This is a genomic window from Rhodococcus sp. 11-3 (genome assembly GCF_023704055.1).
GTDB lineage: Bacteria > Actinomycetota > Actinomycetes > Mycobacteriales > Mycobacteriaceae > Rhodococcus > Rhodococcus aetherivorans.
This window is the reverse complement of the sequence record NZ_CP080406.1, coordinates 4077350-4095621: the sequence shown is the minus strand read 5'-3', so window position 1 is coordinate 4095621 and position 18272 is coordinate 4077350. Positions and strand designations below refer to the sequence as shown.

Genomic DNA, 18272 nt, shown 5'->3' with positions numbered 1-18272 from the left:
CTGCCACCGTGCTGCGGGCCACTTCGTCCGCAGTGGCAGGATCGAGATTCATGACCACGGCCGAACCCCGACCCCGCAACCACCTCCACCACGACCTGCCGCAGGCCGAGGCGCTGATCGACCTCGACGCCGTGGCCGAGAACGTGCGGCGGCTGCGGGAGTACGCAGGGGAGGCGGCGGTGATGGCCGTGGTCAAGGCCGACGCGTACAACCACGGTGCCGTCCCGGTGGCCCGGGCCGCGCTCGCCGCCGGCGCGCGGGAGCTGGGGGTGACGACCCTGACCGAGGCGCTCGAGCTGCGCCGCGCGGGGATCGACGCGCCCGTGCTGTCGTGGCTGCACACCGTCGACGCCGACTTCGCCCCCGCCATCGCCGCCGGCGTCGAGCTGGGGGTGTCGTCGACGCGGCATCTCGCGTCGATCGTCGCCGCGGCTCGGGAGACGGGTGTGACCGCGGTGCTCACCGCGAAGATCGACACCGGCCTCAACCGCAACGGCGTGGCACGGGACGAGTGGCCGGCGTTCCTGCGGGATCTGGGCCGGGCCCGGGCGGAGGGGGCGATCCGGCTGCGCGGCGCCTTCTCCCATCTCGCACACGCGGACGAACTCGACCACCCCGAGATCGACTGCCAGCGGGACCGGCTGCGCGAGGCCGTCGCCGACCTGAGCCGCCACGGCATGAAGCCCGAGGTGGTGCACCTGTCGAACTCGGCAGCGACCGTTACCCGCCCCGACCTGCGTTTTGACATGGTCAGACCGGGTATAGCGATGTACGGGTTGTCCCCGATCCCCGAGGTCGGGGACTTCGGGTTCCGGCCCGCGATGACGTTGCGAACGAGGGTGGCGCTGGTGAAGAAGGTGACTGCAGGGTCCGGAGTGTCCTACGGGCATCGCTGGGTGGCGCCCGCCGACACCACCGTGGCCCTGCTGCCGATGGGATACGCCGACGGAATCCGGCGTAATCTCAGCGGCCGGTTCGAGGTGCAGCTCGGCGGACGCCGCCGACCGCAGCTCGGCCGCGTGTGCATGGACCAGGTCGTGGTCGATCTCGGACCGGACGGGGACGGAGTAAAAGAAGGCGATACCGCGTTCTTCTTCGGTGACGGTAGCCATGGCGAGCCCGCCGCGCAGGACTGGGCCGACCTACTGGACACCATCAATTACGAGGTGGTCACCGGCGTGGGCGGGCGCACCGTCCGCACCTACGTCGGTGGCGGAGGAGGCGAGCAGCGATGACGCTGTTGGGCAGTTTGGGGCTGTTGGGTGCGAGCCTGGCCACGCTCGGCTCGAACGCGGGGCTGTACGCGGTGCGCACCGCGGGCCTGCCCGCGCACGAGATCTACGGCGAGGAAGACTTCGACGCGATGCTCGCGCTGCCCAAGCGCACCGTGCGTACCGAGGACGGCGTCGACCTCGCCGTCCGGGAGGTGGGTTCGGCCCTGGCGCCGCTGACGATCGTGTTCGTGCACGGGTACTGCCTGCGCATGCAGTCCTGGCATCTGCAGATGCGCCACCTGCAGGAGCGGTGGGGCAAGGACGTGCGGATGGTCTTCTACGACCAGCGCGGCCACGGGGAATCCGCCGTGTCGACGTCGAAGTCCTGCACCATCGCTCAGCTCGGCCGCGATCTGGGCACCGTCATCGACACCGTCGTCCCCACCGGCCCGGTGGTCGTGGTCGGGCACTCGATGGGCGGGATGACGACCATCGCCCTGGCCGCCCAGCGCCCGGAGTTGTTCGACGAACGCATCGTCGGGGTGGGCCTGCTCGCCACCACCGCCGCCGGGCTGACCAAGACCGGCATCGGCCGTAACCTCGAGAACCCGGTGATCGACGCGTTCCGGCATCTGGCCCGCACCGCGCCGGGGTTCGTGCAGTACGCCCGTGGGGCCGCCAAGGCGATCATCGCGCCGATCCTGCGCGCCGCGTCCTACGGGACGGTGGTCAGCCCGAAGCTGGTGGAGTTCTCCGACCGGATGCTGGCGGAAACCTCGGTGCTGACCATCGTGAACTTCCTGCGCACCCTCGAACTGCACGACGAGTCGGCGGCGTTGCCGGTGCTCGGACAGGTGCCCGTGCTGGTGCTGTGCGGGGACGCCGACATGATCATCCCGTTCTCCGGCTCCGAAGAGCTCGCGGCGGCGTTGCCGGACGTCGAGCTCAAGCGGGTCCGCGGGGCCGGGCACCTGGTCCAGCTCGAGTTCCCCGAGGTCGTCGTCGGTGCGCTGGACCGGCTCATCCAGCGCGGGTTCGCCCACGACGCCGGCAGGAGGCGCGCCGCAATTGGGTGACGATCGCTCCACCGGCACACGCACCGAGCAGTATGCCGAGCTGCCCACGGTCGAGGACACCGAGGCGTTGGGCCGCCGCCTGGCACGCGAACTGCACGCGGGTGATCTCGTCGTCCTGGACGGTCCGCTCGGTGCCGGGAAGACCGCCCTGACCCGCGGAATCGCCGCGGGCCTGGGGGTGCAGGGCCGGGTCACCTCGCCGACCTTCGTCATCGCGCGCGAGCATCGCCCCGGCGATCGCGCCGGTGGCGAACCCGTGGGGATGATCCACGTCGACGCCTACCGCCTCGGGGACGGTCCGAACGCCCTCGACGAACTCGATGCCCTGGACCTCGACACCGACCTGACCGCCGCCGTGGTCGTCGTGGAATGGGGTGAGGGGCTGGTCGAGACACTGACCGAGCGGCACCTGCGGGTGCGGCTGCGCCGCGAACCGGACTCGGACGTGCGCACCGCCACCTGGTCCTGGGTGGGGTGACCGTCGCGCTCGGCGGTACTCTGGATACTCGTGCTCGTTCTCGCCGTGGATACCGCCACCCCCGCTGTCACCGCAGGTCTCGTCCGGGTAGACGACGGCGGTGAACGCGGGGGCGTCGACATCGAGACGTTGGCCGTGCGGGTCACGGACAATCCACGCGCCCACGCCGAGGTGCTGACTCCGCAGATCCTCGACTGCCTGTCGTCCACCGGCCACACGCCGGCCGACCTCGACGCCGTCGTCGTCGGTGTCGGCCCCGGCCCGTTCACGGGCCTGCGTGTCGGTATGGCGACCGCCGCGGCCTTCGGCGACGCCCTCGGCGTGCCGGTGCACGGCGTGTGCAGCCTCGACGCGATCGCGGCCGACGTCCACGGCACGGACGGCGACGGTGATCTGCTCGTCGTCACCGACGCCCGTCGCCGCGAGGTGTACTGGGCGCGGTACTCCGGTGGCCACCGCGTCGAGGGGCCGGGCGTGTGCAAGCCGGCGGAGCTGAAGGCGGAGCCGTCGCTGCGGATCGCCGGGTCCCGCCCGCACACCGACCTGTTCGCGCTGCCCGCACATCCGGTGGCCACACCGTCTCCGGCGGGCCTGGTCGCCGTCGCCGTCGCGGACCTGCTCGCCGGGGTGGAGCCCGAGCCCCTGGTGCCCCTCTACCTGCGCCGGCCCGATGCGGTGGAGACGGCGGACCGGAAGAAGAAATGAGCCCCCACGACCCGCTTCCCCTCGTCGACGCGCTGCAGCCGTCCGACGTCGCACGGTGCGCCGAGCTGGAACGGATCCTGTTCCCCGGCGACGACCCGTGGAGCGCCGGCGCCTTCCGCGCCGAGCTGGCGGCGCCGCAGAACCACTACGTCGCCGCCCGCGACGACGAAGGCCGGCTGATCGGCTACGCCGGTCTCGCCCGTCTCGGCACCGGAATCCATCCGGAGTCCGAGGTCCACACCATCGGTGTGGACCCGCAGCAGCGGCGCCGCGGCGTCGGTGGCGCGCTGCTCGCCGAGCTGTTGCGGGCGGCCGACGCCTGGGGCGGCCCCGTGTTCCTGGAGGTGCGCACCGACAACGACGCGGCGATCGCGCTGTACCGCCGGGAGGGTTTCGAGATCGTCGGGACCAGAAAGCGGTACTACCAGCCGAGCGGCGCCGACGCGTACACCATGTGCCGGCCGGACCGGCGGAAGGAGTCACAGTCGTGATCGTGATGGGCATCGAGAGCTCGTGCGACGAGACGGGCGTCGGCATCGTCCGGTGGGTCGGCGACGGCACCCTCGAACTGCTCGCCGACGAGGTGGCCTCCAGCGTCGACGAACACGCCCGGTTCGGCGGCGTCGTCCCGGAGATCGCGTCCCGCGCACACCTCGAGGCGATCGTCCCGACCATGCGACGGGCGCTCGCCGCGGCCGGGATCGCCAAGCCCGACGCCGTGTGCGTGACGATCGGTCCCGGCCTCGCCGGTGCGCTGCTCGTCGGTGTCGCCGCAGCCAAGGCCTACGCGGCGGCGTGGGACGTGCCGTTCTACGCGATCAACCACCTCGGCGGGCACGTCGCGGTGGACACGATCGAGCACGGGCCGATGCCGCCGTGCGTGGCGCTGCTGGTCTCCGGCGGGCACACGCACCTGCTACACGTCGAGGACCTCGGCCGCACGCCGATCGTCGAGCTCGGCACCACGGTCGACGACGCGGCCGGGGAGGCCTTCGACAAGGTGGCGCGTTTGCTCGGGCTGGGTTTTCCGGGCGGTCCGGCGCTGGACCGGGCCGCGCAGGACGGCGACCGCACCGCGGTGGTGTTCCCGCGGGGGATGACGGGGCCGCGCGACGCCCGGCACGACTTCTCCTTCTCCGGGCTCAAGACGGCCGTCGCGCGGTTCGTCGAGGCGCGTGAGCGCGCCGGCGAGCCCGTCCCGCTCGCGGACGTGGCGGCCGGTTTCCAGGAGTCGGTGGCCGACGTGCTGACGATGAAGGCGGTGCGGGCCGCGCAGGATGTGGGCGTGGACACCCTGGTCCTCGGGGGTGGGGCCACCGCCAATTCCCGCTTGCGGGAACTCGCCGAGGAGCGCTGCGCCGCCGCGGGGATCACGCTGCGGGTGCCGCGGCCGCGGTTGTGCACCGACAACGGGGTGATGATCGCGGCGCTGGGGGCGCACCTGATCGCCGGAGGTGCGCAGCCGTCCGCGCTCACCGTCGGGACCGACCCCGGGCTGCCGGTCGAGATCGCCCAGGTGCCGGCCTGACCGTCCGCTGCGGGGGATCGGCCGGTGCGGCTCAGCCGACCGGCGACGGTTCGATGCGCAACGGGGACGAACTCGTCGTTCCCTCCGCCGGGGCGGCGGTCGAGGAGGTGTCGGTCGTCGTCTCGGCGGGTGCGGACTCGGTCGTCGGCGCGGACGTCGTCGGGCTCGGTGTCGTGCTCTCGGGCGGTGTCGTACCGGGCGGTGTCGGCAGCGGGACGGTCGGCAACGAAACGCTCGGCAGGGTTCCCGGGAACTGCCACGGCCGGTCGGTGCCCGGGGCCTCCGGGGGCGACTCGGGCCGGTCGGTGGTGGTCGACTCCGGCGTGCTGGGCGGCGTGGTCGTCGCCGAGGTGCTCGTCGGGGGTAGCGACCCGGTGGGGTAGGGGTCCGGCGCGGGCGTGCGTGCGTAACCGTTGTCCGGAGCCGTCGTGGTGACGGTGGCGTGAGGATCCTCGGAGGGGATCTGCGTGTGTCCGGTGTCGGGAACCGCCGCCGCAGGCTGGGTGGTGGCCTGGTCGCTGGTGCCGGCGGGGGAGACGGGCGTGTCGTCGGACGCGATCCGGTCGGTCGCGTAGCCGGCGACGAGCGCACCGACGACCAGCGCCCCGGCGAGTGCGCCGGATACCTTGCCCCCGGGGGTGCTCGGCGTCGGCGCCGAGGCGCCCACCGGCGGATACGACGCGAGGCGTGACGACGCGGCGAGCAGCGCGGCACCGTGGGCCGCTGCCGTGGCCGGTTCCGGCACCGTCACGGCGGTCCCCGCGAACGCGGAGGTCACGGCTCCGGCGAGAGCCGGCATGGCCGCGGCGCCGCCGACGAGGGCGAGCATCTGCGGCCGCGGCTCGGTGCCGCCGCAGATCCGTCGCGTGAACGCCGCGGCGGTGTCGGCGAGATCGGCCACCATCTCGTCGAGTTCGGCGCGGGTCAGGGGCACCGCGGGGCCGGCGTCACCGAGTTCGACCCTGGTGGCCGACGCGGAGCCGAGGGCCTCGAGGGCGCCCTGGCAGCGCACCGTCAACAGGGCGGTGTCGATCGGAATGCGGCCGCGGGTGCGGCCGATCTGGCGGCGCACGTGGTCGTAGACGCGGCCACGGACGGCGTCGCCCCCGACGTCCCCGGTCCGGGCCGAGCGCAGCACCGATCCGGACCGTCGGTCGAAAACGGAGACGGTGAATCCCGATGCCCCGAGGTCGGCGACGGCGAGGGTGTCGGCGGTGTCGACGAGGCCGGTGCCGTGCAGGTAGGCGAAGACGGCGGTCGTCTCCGGAACCAGGTGGACGATGTGGCCGTCGCGCACCGCCGCGGAGCGGATCGCCTCCGCGTGCTCGGGCGTGCGGTAGGCCACCGCCACGGCGTCGGGGACGGCGTGGCCGTCGATCTGGGTGCTCATGAGGGAGAGGGCATCGATGACGAGGTCGCCCAGATCCCCGGCTGCGTCGGGATCGGCGGCGAGAAATCGGTACTCGGTGGTGCGATCCCCGGACCCCTCGACGACGAGGGCTGAGCCCACTCCGGAAGCGCCGGTGGAAATCCCCAGCGACGTGCGCATAGTTCCCCTCCCGTGCGTGACCGGCGGACAGTGACGCGGACGAGGCCGCAATGTCACCGAATGGTCACGCGTTCGGTCTCCGTTATCCGAACGTAACAGACGGGTGGCCGCGAGCGCTCGTCGAAAACCGGCGATCCCCGTCCTTCCGGCCGCGCCGCAGGCCCGGCTACCCCGCCCGTGGACAGGCCGCCGGACGTCGGTGGCGGAGGCGGGCCGAGTCCGGCAGCTCCGCTGTTGTGCCAGCTCGGAGGCGTTCTTCCGGCTCGCAGGGCGAGCACAGTGGCGGGGGAGTGGGCTGTGAGGGGACCGCTGCCCGGCGGGGTGGCCGACCGGGCATCTCCCGGATACGAATGGTCACGATTCGGTCTCCTCGGTTGCGGACGGGCCCGGCTCATGGGCGGACGGGGGCCGGCCTCCGGCCGTCGTTGCCGGGCGGGCGCGGTCGACCGGAGGGCCGCCCGGGGCCGAGGGGCCTTCGATGGCAGCATGGGGCGCCCGGGGCGACACGGGGACATTCAGCACCCGCTGCCCTTGAGCGCTGGCACTCGCGTGTATAGAGTGCTAGTCGACGCCGAGCGAGTTCCGGCACCCGCGACGACGGGACTGCGCGCGGAGTCACCGTGGTGACTGAACAAACCCTGTCCGAGGACGACAAGAGGCCTCGGACCATCGAACCCCTGAAAGTGGAGGGCTCATCGTGGCGAGCGTGAACATCAAGCCGCTCGAGGACAAGATCCTCGTCCAGGCCAACGAGGCCGAGACGACGACTGCCTCCGGCCTGGTCATCCCGGACACGGCGAAGGAGAAGCCCCAGGAGGGCACCGTCGTCGCCGTCGGCCCCGGCCGCTGGGACGACGAGGGTGAGAAGCGCATCCCCCTCGATGTCAAGGAAGGCGACGTCGTCATCTACAGCAAGTACGGCGGAACCGAGATCAAGTACGCCGGCCAGGAGTACCTGATCCTGTCGGCTCGCGACGTGCTGGCCGTCGTCGCCAAGTAAGCCGCACGCATTCCGCCCCGGAGTTCCGTCTCGGACCCGGGGCGGAATCCGTTCCGGATCCTTCGTTCCAGGAGTAGTCGGAGAACATGTCCAAGCAAATCGAGTTCAACGAGACCGCGCGGCGGGCACTCGAGCGTGGCGTCGATCAGCTCGCCGACGCCGTCAAGGTCACCCTCGGCCCGCGTGGGCGGCACGTGGTGCTCGCCAAGGCGTTCGGCGGTCCGACCGTCACCAACGACGGTGTCAGCATCGCCCGGGAGATCGAGCTGGAGGACCCGTTCGAGAACCTCGGCGCCCAGCTGGTCAAGAGCGTTGCCACCAAGACCAACGATGTCGCCGGTGACGGCACCACCACCGCCACGGTGCTCGCTCAGGCCATCATCAAGGCCGGCCTGAAGAACGTCGCGGCCGGCGCCAACCCCATCGCGCTCGGCAGCGGCATCGCCCAGGCCGCCGAGAAGGTGTCGGAGGCGCTCCTCGCCGCCGCCACCCCGGTCGAGGGCAAGGAAGCCATCGCCCAGGTCGCCACCGTCTCCTCGCGCGACGAGGAGATCGGCACCATGGTCGGCGAGGCCCTGAGCACCGTCGGCAAGGACGGCGTCGTCACCGTCGAGGAGTCCTCGACGCTGCAGACCGAGCTTGTCGTCACCGAGGGCGTCCAGTTCGACAAGGGTTTCCTCTCGCCGTACTTCATCACCGACATCGACGCACAGCAGGCGGTGCTCGAGGATGCCGTCATCCTGATCTACCGCGACAAGATCGGCTCCCTGCCCGACTTCCTGCCGCTGCTCGAGAAGATCGCCGAGAACGGCAAGCCGGTCCTGATCATCGCCGAGGACGTCGAGGGCGAGGTGCTGTCCACCCTGGTGGTCAACTCCATCCGCAAGACCCTCAAGGCCGTCGCGGTCAAGGCGCCGTTCTTCGGTGACCGCCGCAAGGCGTTCCTCGACGATCTCGCCGTCGTCACCGCCGGCACCGTCATCAACGCCGACATCGGGTTGACCCTGAAGGATGCCGGTCTCGACCTGCTCGGTTCGGCCCGACGCGTGGTGGTCACCAAGGACAGCACCACCATCGTGGACGGTGCCGGCACGCAGGAGGACATCCAGAACCGCGTCGCGCAGCTGCGCCGCGAGATCGAGGCCACCGATTCCGACTGGGATCGCGAGAAGCTCGAGGAGCGGCTCGCCAAGCTCTCCGGCGGCATCGCGGTGATCAAGGTCGGCGCTGCCACCGAGACCGACCTCAAGGAGCGCAAGTTCCGTGTCGAGGACGCCGTCAACGCGGCCAAGGCAGCGGTCGAGGAGGGCATCGTGCCCGGCGGCGGTTCGGCGCTGGTGCAGGCCGCCCGTGAGCTGGACGCGCTCGAGAACTCGCTCTCGGGCGACGAGGCCACCGGTGTCGCCGTGCTGCGCGCGGCCCTCACGGCCCCGCTGTACTGGATCGCCAGCAACGCCGGCCTCGACGGGGCGGTCGTGGTGAACAAGGTCGGCGAGGCTCCGGCCGGATCCGGCTTCAACGCGGCCACCCTCACCTACGGCGACCTGATCGCCGACGGTGTCGTGGACCCGGTGAAGGTGACCCGGTCCGCGGTCGTCAACGCCTCCTCGGTGGCACGGATGGTGCTGACCACCGAGAGCGCGGTCGTCGAGAAGCCGGAGGAGGAGGCCGAGGCCGGTCACGGCCACGGCCACGCGCACTAGGGATCCGAACGCCCGGGCCGGCCGCGCGTAACGGTGGCCCGGGTGGCACGAAGCCCCGCACGGAACTTCCCGTGCGGGGCTTCGTCGTCCCGGGGGTCGCGGCCGGTCAGACCGCGACCCTCCGTCGTCGGTGCCGCGCGTACATCTCCCGCTCCGTCTCGGACATGCCGCCCCAGATGCCGTACGGCTCGGACACGGCCAGAGCGTGTTCCCGGCACTGCACGATCACCGGGCACTGCCGGCACATCTCCTTGGCCCGGCTCTCGCGCTGCGCCCTGGCCCGGCCACGCTCCCCGTCCGGGTGGAAGAACATCGAGGAGTCCACCCCACGGCACAGTCCGTGCATCTGCCAATCCCAGACGTCCGCGTTGGGTCCGGGCAAGTGGTTCGGTGCAGGCATGGGGCACTCCTTTGCAGCGTGCTCGCCTGGGGCGAGCGGACCGTGGGCGGAAGGTCTTTCCCCCCAAAGCAATTATTCAGGCTTCGTAACCGTAAAGGGGCCGCCGAAATGGAGTCAACAGTTTCGCGGAGTGGCAATTTCCATATCCCGATCCGCGAGAATTAACCACCGAAATATTTACATCGGGGTCGATTCGTGATTGTGTCTTGATGTTGTGCGCCTCGACCGCTCGAGGCTCCGTCCGGTGCCCGGAACAGCCCGGATCAGGGACTATATGCCCTGCAGTCGGCGCGGAAGGGCACCCGTCCGGGCCTCGGGGGCAAGAATGCCGGGGTCGGCGGGCCCGGCGTGCGCGGGTTTGCGTACAGGCGCCATGTCCGCAATTAACAGGCCGTAAACCCAATGTTCAACCGGATGCAGCACAAGTGTCGTGCGGAGTAATTCATGCGCCCCCGGTGCATATTTCCCGGAATGCGGACCACCTCCGCGTCGGGAGGGGGAGATGCGGTGCGATCATGAGCGCGTGCCCGACATCGCCCTTCCGTCCGACGCGTCCGCACTCGCCTCGGCGGCATTCGGCGCCCGGCCCGGCCTGTTCCCCCTGCCCCTCACCGGCGATCCCGTCGCGTCGTGGCACCGGGCCGTCGCGCTGGGCGGGCAGGGCCGCTACAGCGCGGCCCGGGCGGAACTGACCCGGCTCCGCCGCGCCACGGGCCCCGGCGGAGCGCTCGCGTCCCTCGCGACGAGCACCGAGGCGTCGCTGTTGCGTCAGCTCGGCCGGCATCGTGAGGCATCCGTCCTCGACGGCCGGGCGGTCGCGGCGCTCGCCGGCGCGCCGGCGGACTGCCCGTGGGCCGTCGAGGCTCACTGCGACGCCCTCACGGGCCTGGCGGCGGACGCGCTCGGGTGCGGCCGGCTCCGGCTCGCCGCCCGGCTGCTGGACCGCTGCGCCGCACGTCTCGACGAAGCGGGGGGCGTCCACCCCGAGGCGTTCCGGCGCCAGCGCGTGCGCCTGCACTGGGTCACCGCCGAGACCGCGCTCGCCTCCGGGGACTTCGCCACCGCCCGCCGTCATTCCGCTGCCGCAGCGGCAGGTGCCGAGCGCAGCGGTTCGGTCCGGCACCTGATCAAGTCCGACCTGTTGCAGGCCGCCTCGTGGACCGGCGAGTCCGATCCGACCCCCGCCCGCGACCTGTGCCTGGACGTGCTCGATCGCAGCACCGCGCACGGTCTGGTCCCGCTCCGCTGGGCTGCTTCGATGCTGTGGGACGGACTGGGGGGCGGTGATGCGGCCCGGCGCGTGCGCGACGAGTCGGCCGCCCTCATCGTCCGGCGCGGCGGGAGATTCGCAACGATCCGGGCCTAGAAGTCATCCGTGCGTCCGTTCCGTCCGGTCGTGTCGTTAGTCTGGGGGTGTTCCACTGCGAGTGGAAGCACACCCGGCCGGGGGGTCGTGTCACTTTGTAACGCCAGGACTTGCGCAATCGATGACTGTCATGGGTGAGGAGTTGGACTCCGCTGTCGCTGCGGCTGCGCAGGGGGATCGGACGGCTCTCGCTCAGGTTCTGAGGACCATCCGGCCCTTGGTCGTCCGGTACTGCCGGGCGCGGGTCGGATCCGCGGAGCGTGGCCAGCTCTCCGCGGACGACGTAGCGCAGGAGGTGTGCCTGGCCGTGATGACGGCGTTGCCGCGGTATCAGGACCAGGGACGCCCCTTCATGGCATTCGTGTACGGGATCGCGGCACACAAGGTCGCCGACGCGCACCGCAGCGCCGCCCGCAACCGGGCGGACCCGGTCGCGGAGGTACCCGAGTCGATGTCGCTGGACGACAGTCCGGAGGAGCAGGCACTCAACTCGGAGACGAGCCGGCAGATGAAGAAGCTGCTGGGCACGCTTCCGGAGAAGCAGCGGGAGATCTTGATCCTGCGGCTCGTGATGGGCCTGTCCGCGGAAGAAACGGCAGCAGCGGTGGGAAGTACGGCAGGGGCCATTCGAGTGGCGCAGCACCGTGCCATCGCCCGACTGAAGAAGGAAGTGACGAGAGCAGGTGAGAGAAATGGGTAGGAAGCACGGCGCGGATGACGATTTCTTCGCCGATCTCGCCGACGACGGCACCCCCGTGGACATTGCGGCAGTGCGCCGTGACGATGCCCTCATCGACGCGATCTCCGGGGACGGACCGGTGCCCACCGAGACGACCGAGGAATACGAGCTGGCCACGCTCCTCGCGGGCTGGCGTGCCGAGATCCTCGCCGACCCTCTTCCTTCCGAACCGGACCTGGACGAGATCGTCGCCGCGGTCAACCGAGAGATCGGTGCCCGCGACGCGCTCGCCGAGCGCCGGTCCCGCTCCCGCACCCAGCTTCGCCTGATCCGTCCCATCGCCGGTGCCGCCGCCCTGATCGCCATCGCCGTGGGCGGCGCGACCGCCGTCTCCTACCAGGCCGAACCCGGCGACCCGCTGTGGAGCGTCAAGCAGGTCGTCTTCAGCGAGCAGGCAGAGTCGACGGTCGCCCGGATCGACACCGCCTCGACACTGCAGGAGGCCGAGCAGCGGCTCGCCGTCGGCGACACCGAAGGCGCCCAGGAACTGCTCCAGTCGGCACAGGAGCGTTCCGGGTCGGTCACCGACGCCGGCCAGCGGGACCAGCTGGGCGACTGGATGCAGCGGCTCACCACCGAGCTGAGCCAGCTCCTTCCGCCGCCGCCCCCGCCCGTGCTGCCCATCCCCCCGGCCCAGTCGGCGCCGGTGGTTCCCGCGCCGGTGCCGACCACTGCGACCACCCCGTCGACGGTGGATCCCACGATCGCCGGCACGACGCCCGGGACGGGAACCGTGCCGCCGACGTCCACCGAGGAGCCCAGCGTCGATCTCCTGCCGCCGCCGACGTCGTCGCAGCCGGTGCCCACCCAGGAACCGCTGCCGGTCACGACAGAGCCGACAACCGGACCGACGAGCGCTCCGGTGACGACGGAGCCGACCACCGTGCCGACGGCCTCGCCGACGACGACCGCGTCGGCCTCGGCGCCGGCGCCGTCGAGTTCACTCGAACAGCAGTCGATCAGCCAGACGATCACCGTCGTTCCCCCGCCTTCCACGGTCGTTCCCCCGCCCTCCACCGTCGTTCCCCCGCCTTCGCCGTAGGCACGACGGGAAGGGCCCGCCAGGACATTCGTCCCGGCGGGCCCTTCCCGTCGTGCGGAGGCTTCTTCTAGGAGTCGAGGCCGTATGGGTCGACCGGCAGCGCCTCGTTCATCGAGGCGTCCGCGTAGCCGCGGCAGTAGTCCCACGTCACGTAGGCGTCGGGGGAGGGATCGTAGGCCGGCTCGTGCGGCCGGACCGTACCGTCGACGAGCAGCTGCAGCAGGTTCGCCCGCAGCATGTCCCAGTCGTGGTAGTGGTCCTGGTGGCAGTCCTCGCAGCACACCACCAGACCGCGGATGCCGCGCGGCGACAGCAGCGCTTCGTAGACCGCGAGGTCGGCGAGATCCTCCTCGACGGCCAGCCGTTCGGCAGGGTCGAGTGGCTGACCCGGCTCGATCGCGTCCAGTGCGGCGGACGGATCGTCGGGATCTCCAGCGAATGGGTCCGGTGGCAGACCGGGAGGCAACTGATCACGCACGACTCCACGGTACGCAGTCCGACGGGGTCTGCGCCAGCCGTCACACCGTGGACTTCCCGCGGGGCTTCGTGTACGCGGGCGGATCCACGCGTGCGGATGCGCGTGTGTGCCTGTTCCGGTAAACCGATACGATAGTCCACGAGCAGGGCATCGTTGCTCGGAGCGTCCGGGGAATGTGCGCACCGCTCACGCCATTGTCTTTCACGACATTGTGTTCCGTAATCACCGTTGCCGGGCCGGGGCCCACCCGCCCGCACCGTATCGACGCGTCATGGAGGGTCCGAACCGCATGAGTAGTACCGGAGGGCACGTGCATACCGGCGGTGACGACCCCAACAAGGTCGCCATGCTGGGTCTGACCTTCGACGACGTGCTGCTGCTTCCGGCCGCGTCGGACGTGATCCCGAGCCAGGTGGACACGTCGAGCCAGCTGACCCGGGACATCCGCCTCCGCGTTCCGCTGGTCAGTTCCGCGATGGACACCGTCACCGAGTCGCGCATGGCCATCGCCATGGCCCGCGTCGGCGGCATGGGCGTCCTGCACCGCAATCTCTCCGCCGAGGCGCAGGCTGCGCAGGTCGAGACCGTCAAGAGGTCCGAGGCCGGCATGGTCACCGATCCGGTCACCTGCAAGCCGACCGCCACGCTCGCCGAGGTCGACGCCATGTGCGCGCGCTTCCGCATCTCGGGGCTGCCCGTCACCGACGACGACGGCCAGCTCGTCGGCATCATCACCAACCGGGACATGCGCTTCGAGGTCGACCAGAACCGCCCGGTCTCGGAGGTCATGACCAAGGCGCCGCTGGTGACCGCGCAGGAGGGGGTCACCGCCGAGGCCGCCCTCGGGCTGCTGCGCCGCCACAAGATCGAGAAGCTGCCGATCGTCGACGGACAGGGCCGCCTGACCGGCCTGATCACCGTCAAGGACTTCGTCAAGACCGAGCAGCACCCCAACGCCACCAAGGACCGTGACGGTCGCCTGCTCGTCGGCGCCGCGGTCGGCGTGGGCGACGACGCGTGGACCCGTGGCATGACCTTGGCCGACGCCGGGGTGGACGTGCTCGTGGTCGACAGCGCCCACGGTCACTCGGCGGGTGTGCTCGGCATGATCGCCAAGCTCAAGGCCGAGGTCGGCGACCGAGTCCAGATCATCGGCGGCAACGTCGCGACCCGGGCGGGCGCCGCGGCGCTCATCGAGGCCGGCGTGGACGCCGTGAAGGTGGGCGTCGGACCCGGCTCCATCTGCACCACCCGCGTCATCGCGGGTGTCGGCGCCCCGCAGATCACCGCCATCCTCGAGGCCGTCGCGGTCGCCAAGCCCGCGGGCGTCCCGGTCATCGCCGACGGCGGCCTGCAGTTCTCCGGCGACGTCGCCAAGGCTCTCGCCGCCGGCGCCTCCACGGCCATGCTCGGCTCCCTGCTGGCCGGCACCGCCGAGTCGCCCGGCGAGTTGATCCTCGTCAACGGCAAGCAGTTCAAGAGCTACCGCGGGATGGGTTCGCTCGGCGCGATGCAGAGCCGGGGCGCGGCCAAGTCGTACTCGAAGGACCGCTACTTCCAGGACGACGTGCTCTCCGAGGACAAGCTGGTGCCCGAGGGCATCGAGGGCCGCGTGCCGTTCCGCGGTCCGCTGCAGCAGGTGACGCACCAGCTGATCGGTGGTCTGCGCGCCGCGATGGGCTACGCCGGTGCCGCCAGCATCGAACAGCTGCAGGAGGCACAGTTCGTGCAGATCACGGCGGCGGGTCTCAAGGAGAGCCACCCGCACGACATCACGATCACGGCCGAAGCACCGAACTACGTGGTTCGCTAGAGCACCGAGTCCGCGATCGGGCCCCCGCCGGAGTGTCCGGCGGGGGCATCTACCTGAGAAGAAAGGGACGCGCGTGCGCGACCTGGTTGAAATCGGCATGGGGCGGACCGCCCGACGCACCTACGAGCTGGACGACATCAACATCGTGCCGTCCCGCCGGACGCGCTCCTCGAAGGAGGTGTCGACGGCCTGGCAGCTCGACGCGTACCGATTCGACATCCCGCTGCTCGCCCATCCCACCGACGCGCTGGTCTCGCCGTCCTTCGCGGTGCAGCTGGGCAGGGCCGGCGGTCTCGGCGTCATCAACGGTGAGGGCCTGTGGGGCCGGCACGCCGACGTCGACGCCGAGATCGAGAGGCTCGTCGGCATCGCCGAGTCCGACGCGGACCCGGCTGCGGCGATCGCCCACCTGCAGAAGCTCCACGCGGCCCCGCTGCAGCCCGACCTGCTGGCCGCCGCCGTCGCGCAGGTGCGCGACGCGGGCGTGACCGCGGCCGTGCGGGTCAGCCCGCAGAACGCGCGGGCGCTGACCCCGCACCTGGTGAAGGCGGGCATCGACCTGTTGGTCATCCACGGGACCATCATCTCCGCGGAGCACGTCGCCCACGGCGAGAGCGAGCCGCTGAACCTCAAGACGTTCATTTCCGAGCTGGACGTGCCCGTCGTCGCGGGCGGTGTGAGCGACCACCGCACCGCGCTGCACCTGATGCGCACGGGCGCGGCGGGCGTCATCGTCGGCTACGGCTCGACGGCCGGGGCCACCACCACGAGCGAGGTGCTGGGCATCGGCGTGCCCATGGCGACCGCGATCGCCGATGCCGCCGCCGCCCGTCGCGACTACCTGGACGAAACCGGTGGCCGGTACGTGCACGTCATCGCTGACGGCGACATCGAGACCTCGGGCGATCTGGCCAAGGCCATCGCCTGCGGTGCCGACGCCGCCGTGCTCGGGGCCCCGCTCGCGGTCTCGGCCGAGGCGCCGGGCCGCGGCTGGTACTGGCCGTCGGCGAGTGCGCACCCGTCCGTGCCGCGGGGCGCGCTGCTGCAGGTCGCCTACGACGAGCGCCCGGGCCTGGACCGGGTGCTCGCCGGTCCGTCCGACGACCCGTTCGGCTCGCTGAACCTGGTCGGCGGCCTGCGCCGCGCGATGGCGAAGTCGGGCTACTCGGATCTCAAGGAGTTCCAGAAGGTGGGCCTGACCGTCCGCGCGTAGCCGTCCCCCTCTTCCGCTGTGGCCGAATGTCACATCGCTTCGATCCGATCGACGTGATGTGACATTCGGCCACAGCCGTTTTCGGCGCCCACCTGCGGTTTCTAGAACTCGAGGTTACAGTTAGGGCACCCTTGTGGCAGTGGTCACAGCGAGTCTGTGCATACTGGTGAGTAACAACCAGCGTCATGGAGGTGTTTCGGTGGGTGAGCAGCGCGCGACGGACTACGACGTCCTCATCGTCGGATCGGGGTTCGGCGGAAGTGTGACGGCCCTGCGGCTCGTGGAGAAGGGGTACAAGGTCGGCATTCTCGAGGCCGGCCGGCGCTTCGCCGACGCGGACTTCGCCAAGACCAGCTGGGATCTCAAGCGCTTCCTGTGGGCGCCCAAGCTGGGGTGCTTCGGCATCCAGCGGATCCATCTGCTGCACGACGTCCTCATTCTCGCCGGCGCCGGCGTCGGCGGCGGATCCCTCAACTACGCCAACACCCTCTACAAGCCGCCTGCCCCGTTCTTCCAGGACAGCCAGTGGGCGCACATCACCGACTGGAACGACGAGCTCAGCCCGTTCTACGACCAGGCCCGTCGCATGCTCGGCGTGGTGCAGAACCCCCACATGACCCCCGCCGACGAGATCGTCAAGTCCGTCGCCGAGGACATGGGCGTCGGGGACACCTTCATCCAGACCCCGGTGGGCGTGTTCTTCGGTGAGCCCGGCCGCACCGTCGCCGACCCGTACTTCGGTGGTGTCGGCCCCGACCGCACGGGCTGCATCGAATGCGGCGAGTGCATGACCGGTTGCCGGCACGGTGCCAAGAACACGCTGCTGAAGAACTACCTCGGGCTCGCCGAGCGCGCCGGCGCCGAGATCGTCCCCCTCACCACGGTCACCGGCCTGCGCCGGGCCGCCGACGGCACATGGGACGTCGACACCGAGCGCACCGGCGCATGGAAGCGGAAGAACCGTCGCACCTACACCGCCGGGCACGTGGTGCTGGCCGCCGGCACCTGGGGCACCCAGCACCTGCTGCACCACCTCAAGGACACCGGCGGCCTGCCGCAGCTGTCCGACCGGCTCGGGCACCTGACCCGCACCAACTCCGAATCGATCGTCGGTGCCGGCAAGATGCGCGTCGATCCGGAACTCGACCTCACCCGCGGGGTGGCGATCACCTCGTCGTTCCATCCCACCGCGGACACCCACATCGAACCCGTCCGCTACGGCAAGGGCTCCAACGCGATGGGTCTGCTGCAGACCCTGATGACCGACGGCGGCGGCCGTGTCCCGCGGTGGCTGAAGTTCCTCGGCCAGGCCGCGCGGAACCCGGTCCAGATGGGGAGGATGCTCAGCGTCAAGGACTGGAGCGAGCGCACCATCATCGCCCTGGTCATGCAGAACCTGGACAACTCGATCGTCACCTACACCAAGAAGGGCCTGCTCGGCCGCCGTAAGGTCACCAGCCGGCAGGGCCACGGGCACCCCAACCCGACGTGGATTCCCGTCGGCAACGAGGCCACCCGCCGCATCGCCGAGAAGATCGACGGCGTCCCCGGCGGCACCTGGGGGGAGATCTTCAACATCCCGCTCACCGCGCACTTCCTCGGCGGCTGCGTGATCGGGACCGACCCCGAGCACGGCGTCATCGACCCGTACCACCGCGTGTACGGATATCCGACGCTGAGCGTCGTCGACGGAGCCGCGGTCTCGGCGAATCTCGGGGTCAACCCGTCGCTGACGATCGCCGCGCAGGCCGAGCGCGCGGCGGCGCTGTGGCCGAACAAGGGGGAGCAGGACCTGCGCCCCGCCCAGGGCGAGGGCTACCGCCGGCTGGACCCGATCGCCCCGAAGAAGCCGGTGGTGCCCGCGGGCGCTCCGGGCGCGTTGTCGCTGCCGATCGTCGAGGTCCGCAGCGGCTCCACCTCCGGCGTCGCCTGACCCGAACCGCCGTTCGTTGGGCGAGGACCGGGCCT

At 71.0% G+C, this 18272-nt stretch carries 17 protein-coding genes; 14 read left to right on the top strand and 3 right to left on the bottom strand.

Annotated features, from left to right (window positions below; genetic code table 11):
* Positions 1 to 50: 50 nt before the first annotated feature.
* From alr to tsaD, 6 genes are read left to right on the top strand one after another with little or no spacing between them, the layout of a single operon-like run.
* Entirely contained in the window at positions 51 to 1235 is a 1185-nt protein-coding gene (gene alr, locus KZJ41_RS19180) for an alanine racemase (RefSeq protein ID WP_029544801.1), read from the top strand.
* Positions 1232 to 2290, top strand: a complete 1059-nt coding sequence (locus KZJ41_RS19175) for an alpha/beta fold hydrolase (protein WP_029544798.1) — start codon at positions 1232 to 1234, stop codon at positions 2288 to 2290. Before alr ends, KZJ41_RS19175 begins: the two co-directional genes overlap by 4 nt.
* A complete protein-coding gene (gene tsaE / locus KZJ41_RS19170) occupies positions 2283 to 2768 on the top strand; it encodes a tRNA (adenosine(37)-N6)-threonylcarbamoyltransferase complex ATPase subunit type 1 TsaE (RefSeq protein ID WP_006940019.1) in 486 nt (161 codons plus the stop codon). Before KZJ41_RS19175 ends, tsaE begins: the two co-directional genes overlap by 8 nt.
* A gap of 30 nt (positions 2769 to 2798) precedes the next feature.
* A complete protein-coding gene (tsaB, locus tag KZJ41_RS19165; protein ID WP_029544796.1) occupies positions 2799 to 3473 on the top strand; it encodes a tRNA (adenosine(37)-N6)-threonylcarbamoyltransferase complex dimerization subunit type 1 TsaB in 675 nt (224 codons plus the stop codon).
* The gene (gene rimI / locus KZJ41_RS19160; protein WP_006940023.1) at positions 3470 to 3964 is read left to right on the top strand and encodes a ribosomal protein S18-alanine N-acetyltransferase; all 495 of its coding nucleotides are present in this window, start codon (positions 3470 to 3472) and stop codon (positions 3962 to 3964) included. The genes tsaB and rimI overlap by 4 nt, the downstream gene beginning before the upstream one ends.
* Positions 3961 to 5001 (top strand): tRNA (adenosine(37)-N6)-threonylcarbamoyltransferase complex transferase subunit TsaD, encoded by a 1041-nt coding sequence (gene tsaD / locus KZJ41_RS19155; protein WP_006940025.1) that lies wholly within the window; start codon positions 3961 to 3963, stop codon positions 4999 to 5001. The genes rimI and tsaD overlap by 4 nt, the downstream gene beginning before the upstream one ends.
* A 31-nt stretch (positions 5002 to 5032) precedes the next feature.
* Here tsaD and KZJ41_RS19150 read toward each other — a convergent pair whose 3' ends face one another.
* Positions 5033 to 6550 carry an Hsp70 family protein gene (locus tag KZJ41_RS19150; RefSeq protein ID WP_029544794.1) on the bottom strand — a complete coding sequence of 506 codons (1518 nt, stop codon included), beginning with the start codon at positions 6548 to 6550 and terminating at the stop codon, positions 5033 to 5035.
* 697 nt (positions 6551 to 7247) lie between these two features.
* Here KZJ41_RS19150 and groES point away from each other — a divergent pair.
* Both groES and groL read left to right on the top strand, forming a co-directional pair.
* Positions 7248 to 7550, top strand: a complete 303-nt coding sequence (gene groES, locus KZJ41_RS19145) for a co-chaperone GroES (RefSeq protein ID WP_003938034.1) — start codon at positions 7248 to 7250, stop codon at positions 7548 to 7550.
* Between the two features lie 86 nt (positions 7551 to 7636).
* Positions 7637 to 9253 (top strand): chaperonin GroEL, encoded by a 1617-nt coding sequence (groL, locus tag KZJ41_RS19140; protein ID WP_006940029.1) that lies wholly within the window; start codon positions 7637 to 7639, stop codon positions 9251 to 9253.
* 106 nt (positions 9254 to 9359) lie between these two features.
* Here the strand turns inward: groL and KZJ41_RS19135 are convergent, their stop codons facing one another.
* Entirely contained in the window at positions 9360 to 9653 is a 294-nt protein-coding gene (locus KZJ41_RS19135; protein WP_029544792.1) for a WhiB family transcriptional regulator, read from the bottom strand.
* A gap of 523 nt (positions 9654 to 10176) precedes the next feature.
* Here KZJ41_RS19135 and KZJ41_RS19130 point away from each other — a divergent pair.
* The 3 genes from KZJ41_RS19130 to KZJ41_RS19120 all read left to right on the top strand — a co-directional run bounded on the left by KZJ41_RS19130 (position 10177) and on the right by KZJ41_RS19120 (position 12800).
* Positions 10177 to 11019, top strand: a complete 843-nt coding sequence (locus KZJ41_RS19130) for a hypothetical protein (RefSeq protein WP_006940032.1) — start codon at positions 10177 to 10179, stop codon at positions 11017 to 11019.
* Positions 11020 to 11140: 121 nt separating this feature from the next.
* Positions 11141 to 11719, top strand: a complete 579-nt coding sequence (locus KZJ41_RS19125; protein ID WP_029544787.1) for a sigma-70 family RNA polymerase sigma factor — start codon at positions 11141 to 11143, stop codon at positions 11717 to 11719.
* On the top strand, positions 11712 to 12800 hold the full coding sequence (locus KZJ41_RS19120) for an anti-sigma-D factor RsdA (RefSeq protein ID WP_043802547.1): 1089 nt from the start codon (positions 11712 to 11714) through the stop codon (positions 12798 to 12800). Before KZJ41_RS19125 ends, KZJ41_RS19120 begins: the two co-directional genes overlap by 8 nt.
* A gap of 67 nt (positions 12801 to 12867) precedes the next feature.
* Here KZJ41_RS19120 and KZJ41_RS19115 read toward each other — a convergent pair whose 3' ends face one another.
* Positions 12868 to 13278 (bottom strand): DUF5319 domain-containing protein, encoded by a 411-nt coding sequence (locus tag KZJ41_RS19115; protein ID WP_006934975.1) that lies wholly within the window; start codon positions 13276 to 13278, stop codon positions 12868 to 12870.
* A 289-nt stretch (positions 13279 to 13567) separates the two neighbouring features.
* Between KZJ41_RS19115 and guaB the strand changes: the two genes are divergently transcribed.
* The 3 genes from guaB (at position 13568) to KZJ41_RS19100 (ending at position 18237) form a co-directional block, all read left to right on the top strand.
* Positions 13568 to 15091, top strand: coding sequence for an IMP dehydrogenase (guaB, locus tag KZJ41_RS19110; RefSeq protein WP_029544783.1), 1524 nt, complete (start codon positions 13568 to 13570; stop codon positions 15089 to 15091).
* A 73-nt stretch (positions 15092 to 15164) separates the two neighbouring features.
* Entirely contained in the window at positions 15165 to 16304 is a 1140-nt protein-coding gene (locus tag KZJ41_RS19105; protein WP_050035516.1) for a GuaB3 family IMP dehydrogenase-related protein, read from the top strand.
* A 199-nt stretch (positions 16305 to 16503) separates the two neighbouring features.
* A complete protein-coding gene (locus KZJ41_RS19100) occupies positions 16504 to 18237 on the top strand; it encodes an FAD-dependent oxidoreductase (RefSeq protein WP_029544781.1) in 1734 nt (577 codons plus the stop codon).
* The last annotated feature ends 35 nt before the right edge of the window (positions 18238 to 18272 follow it).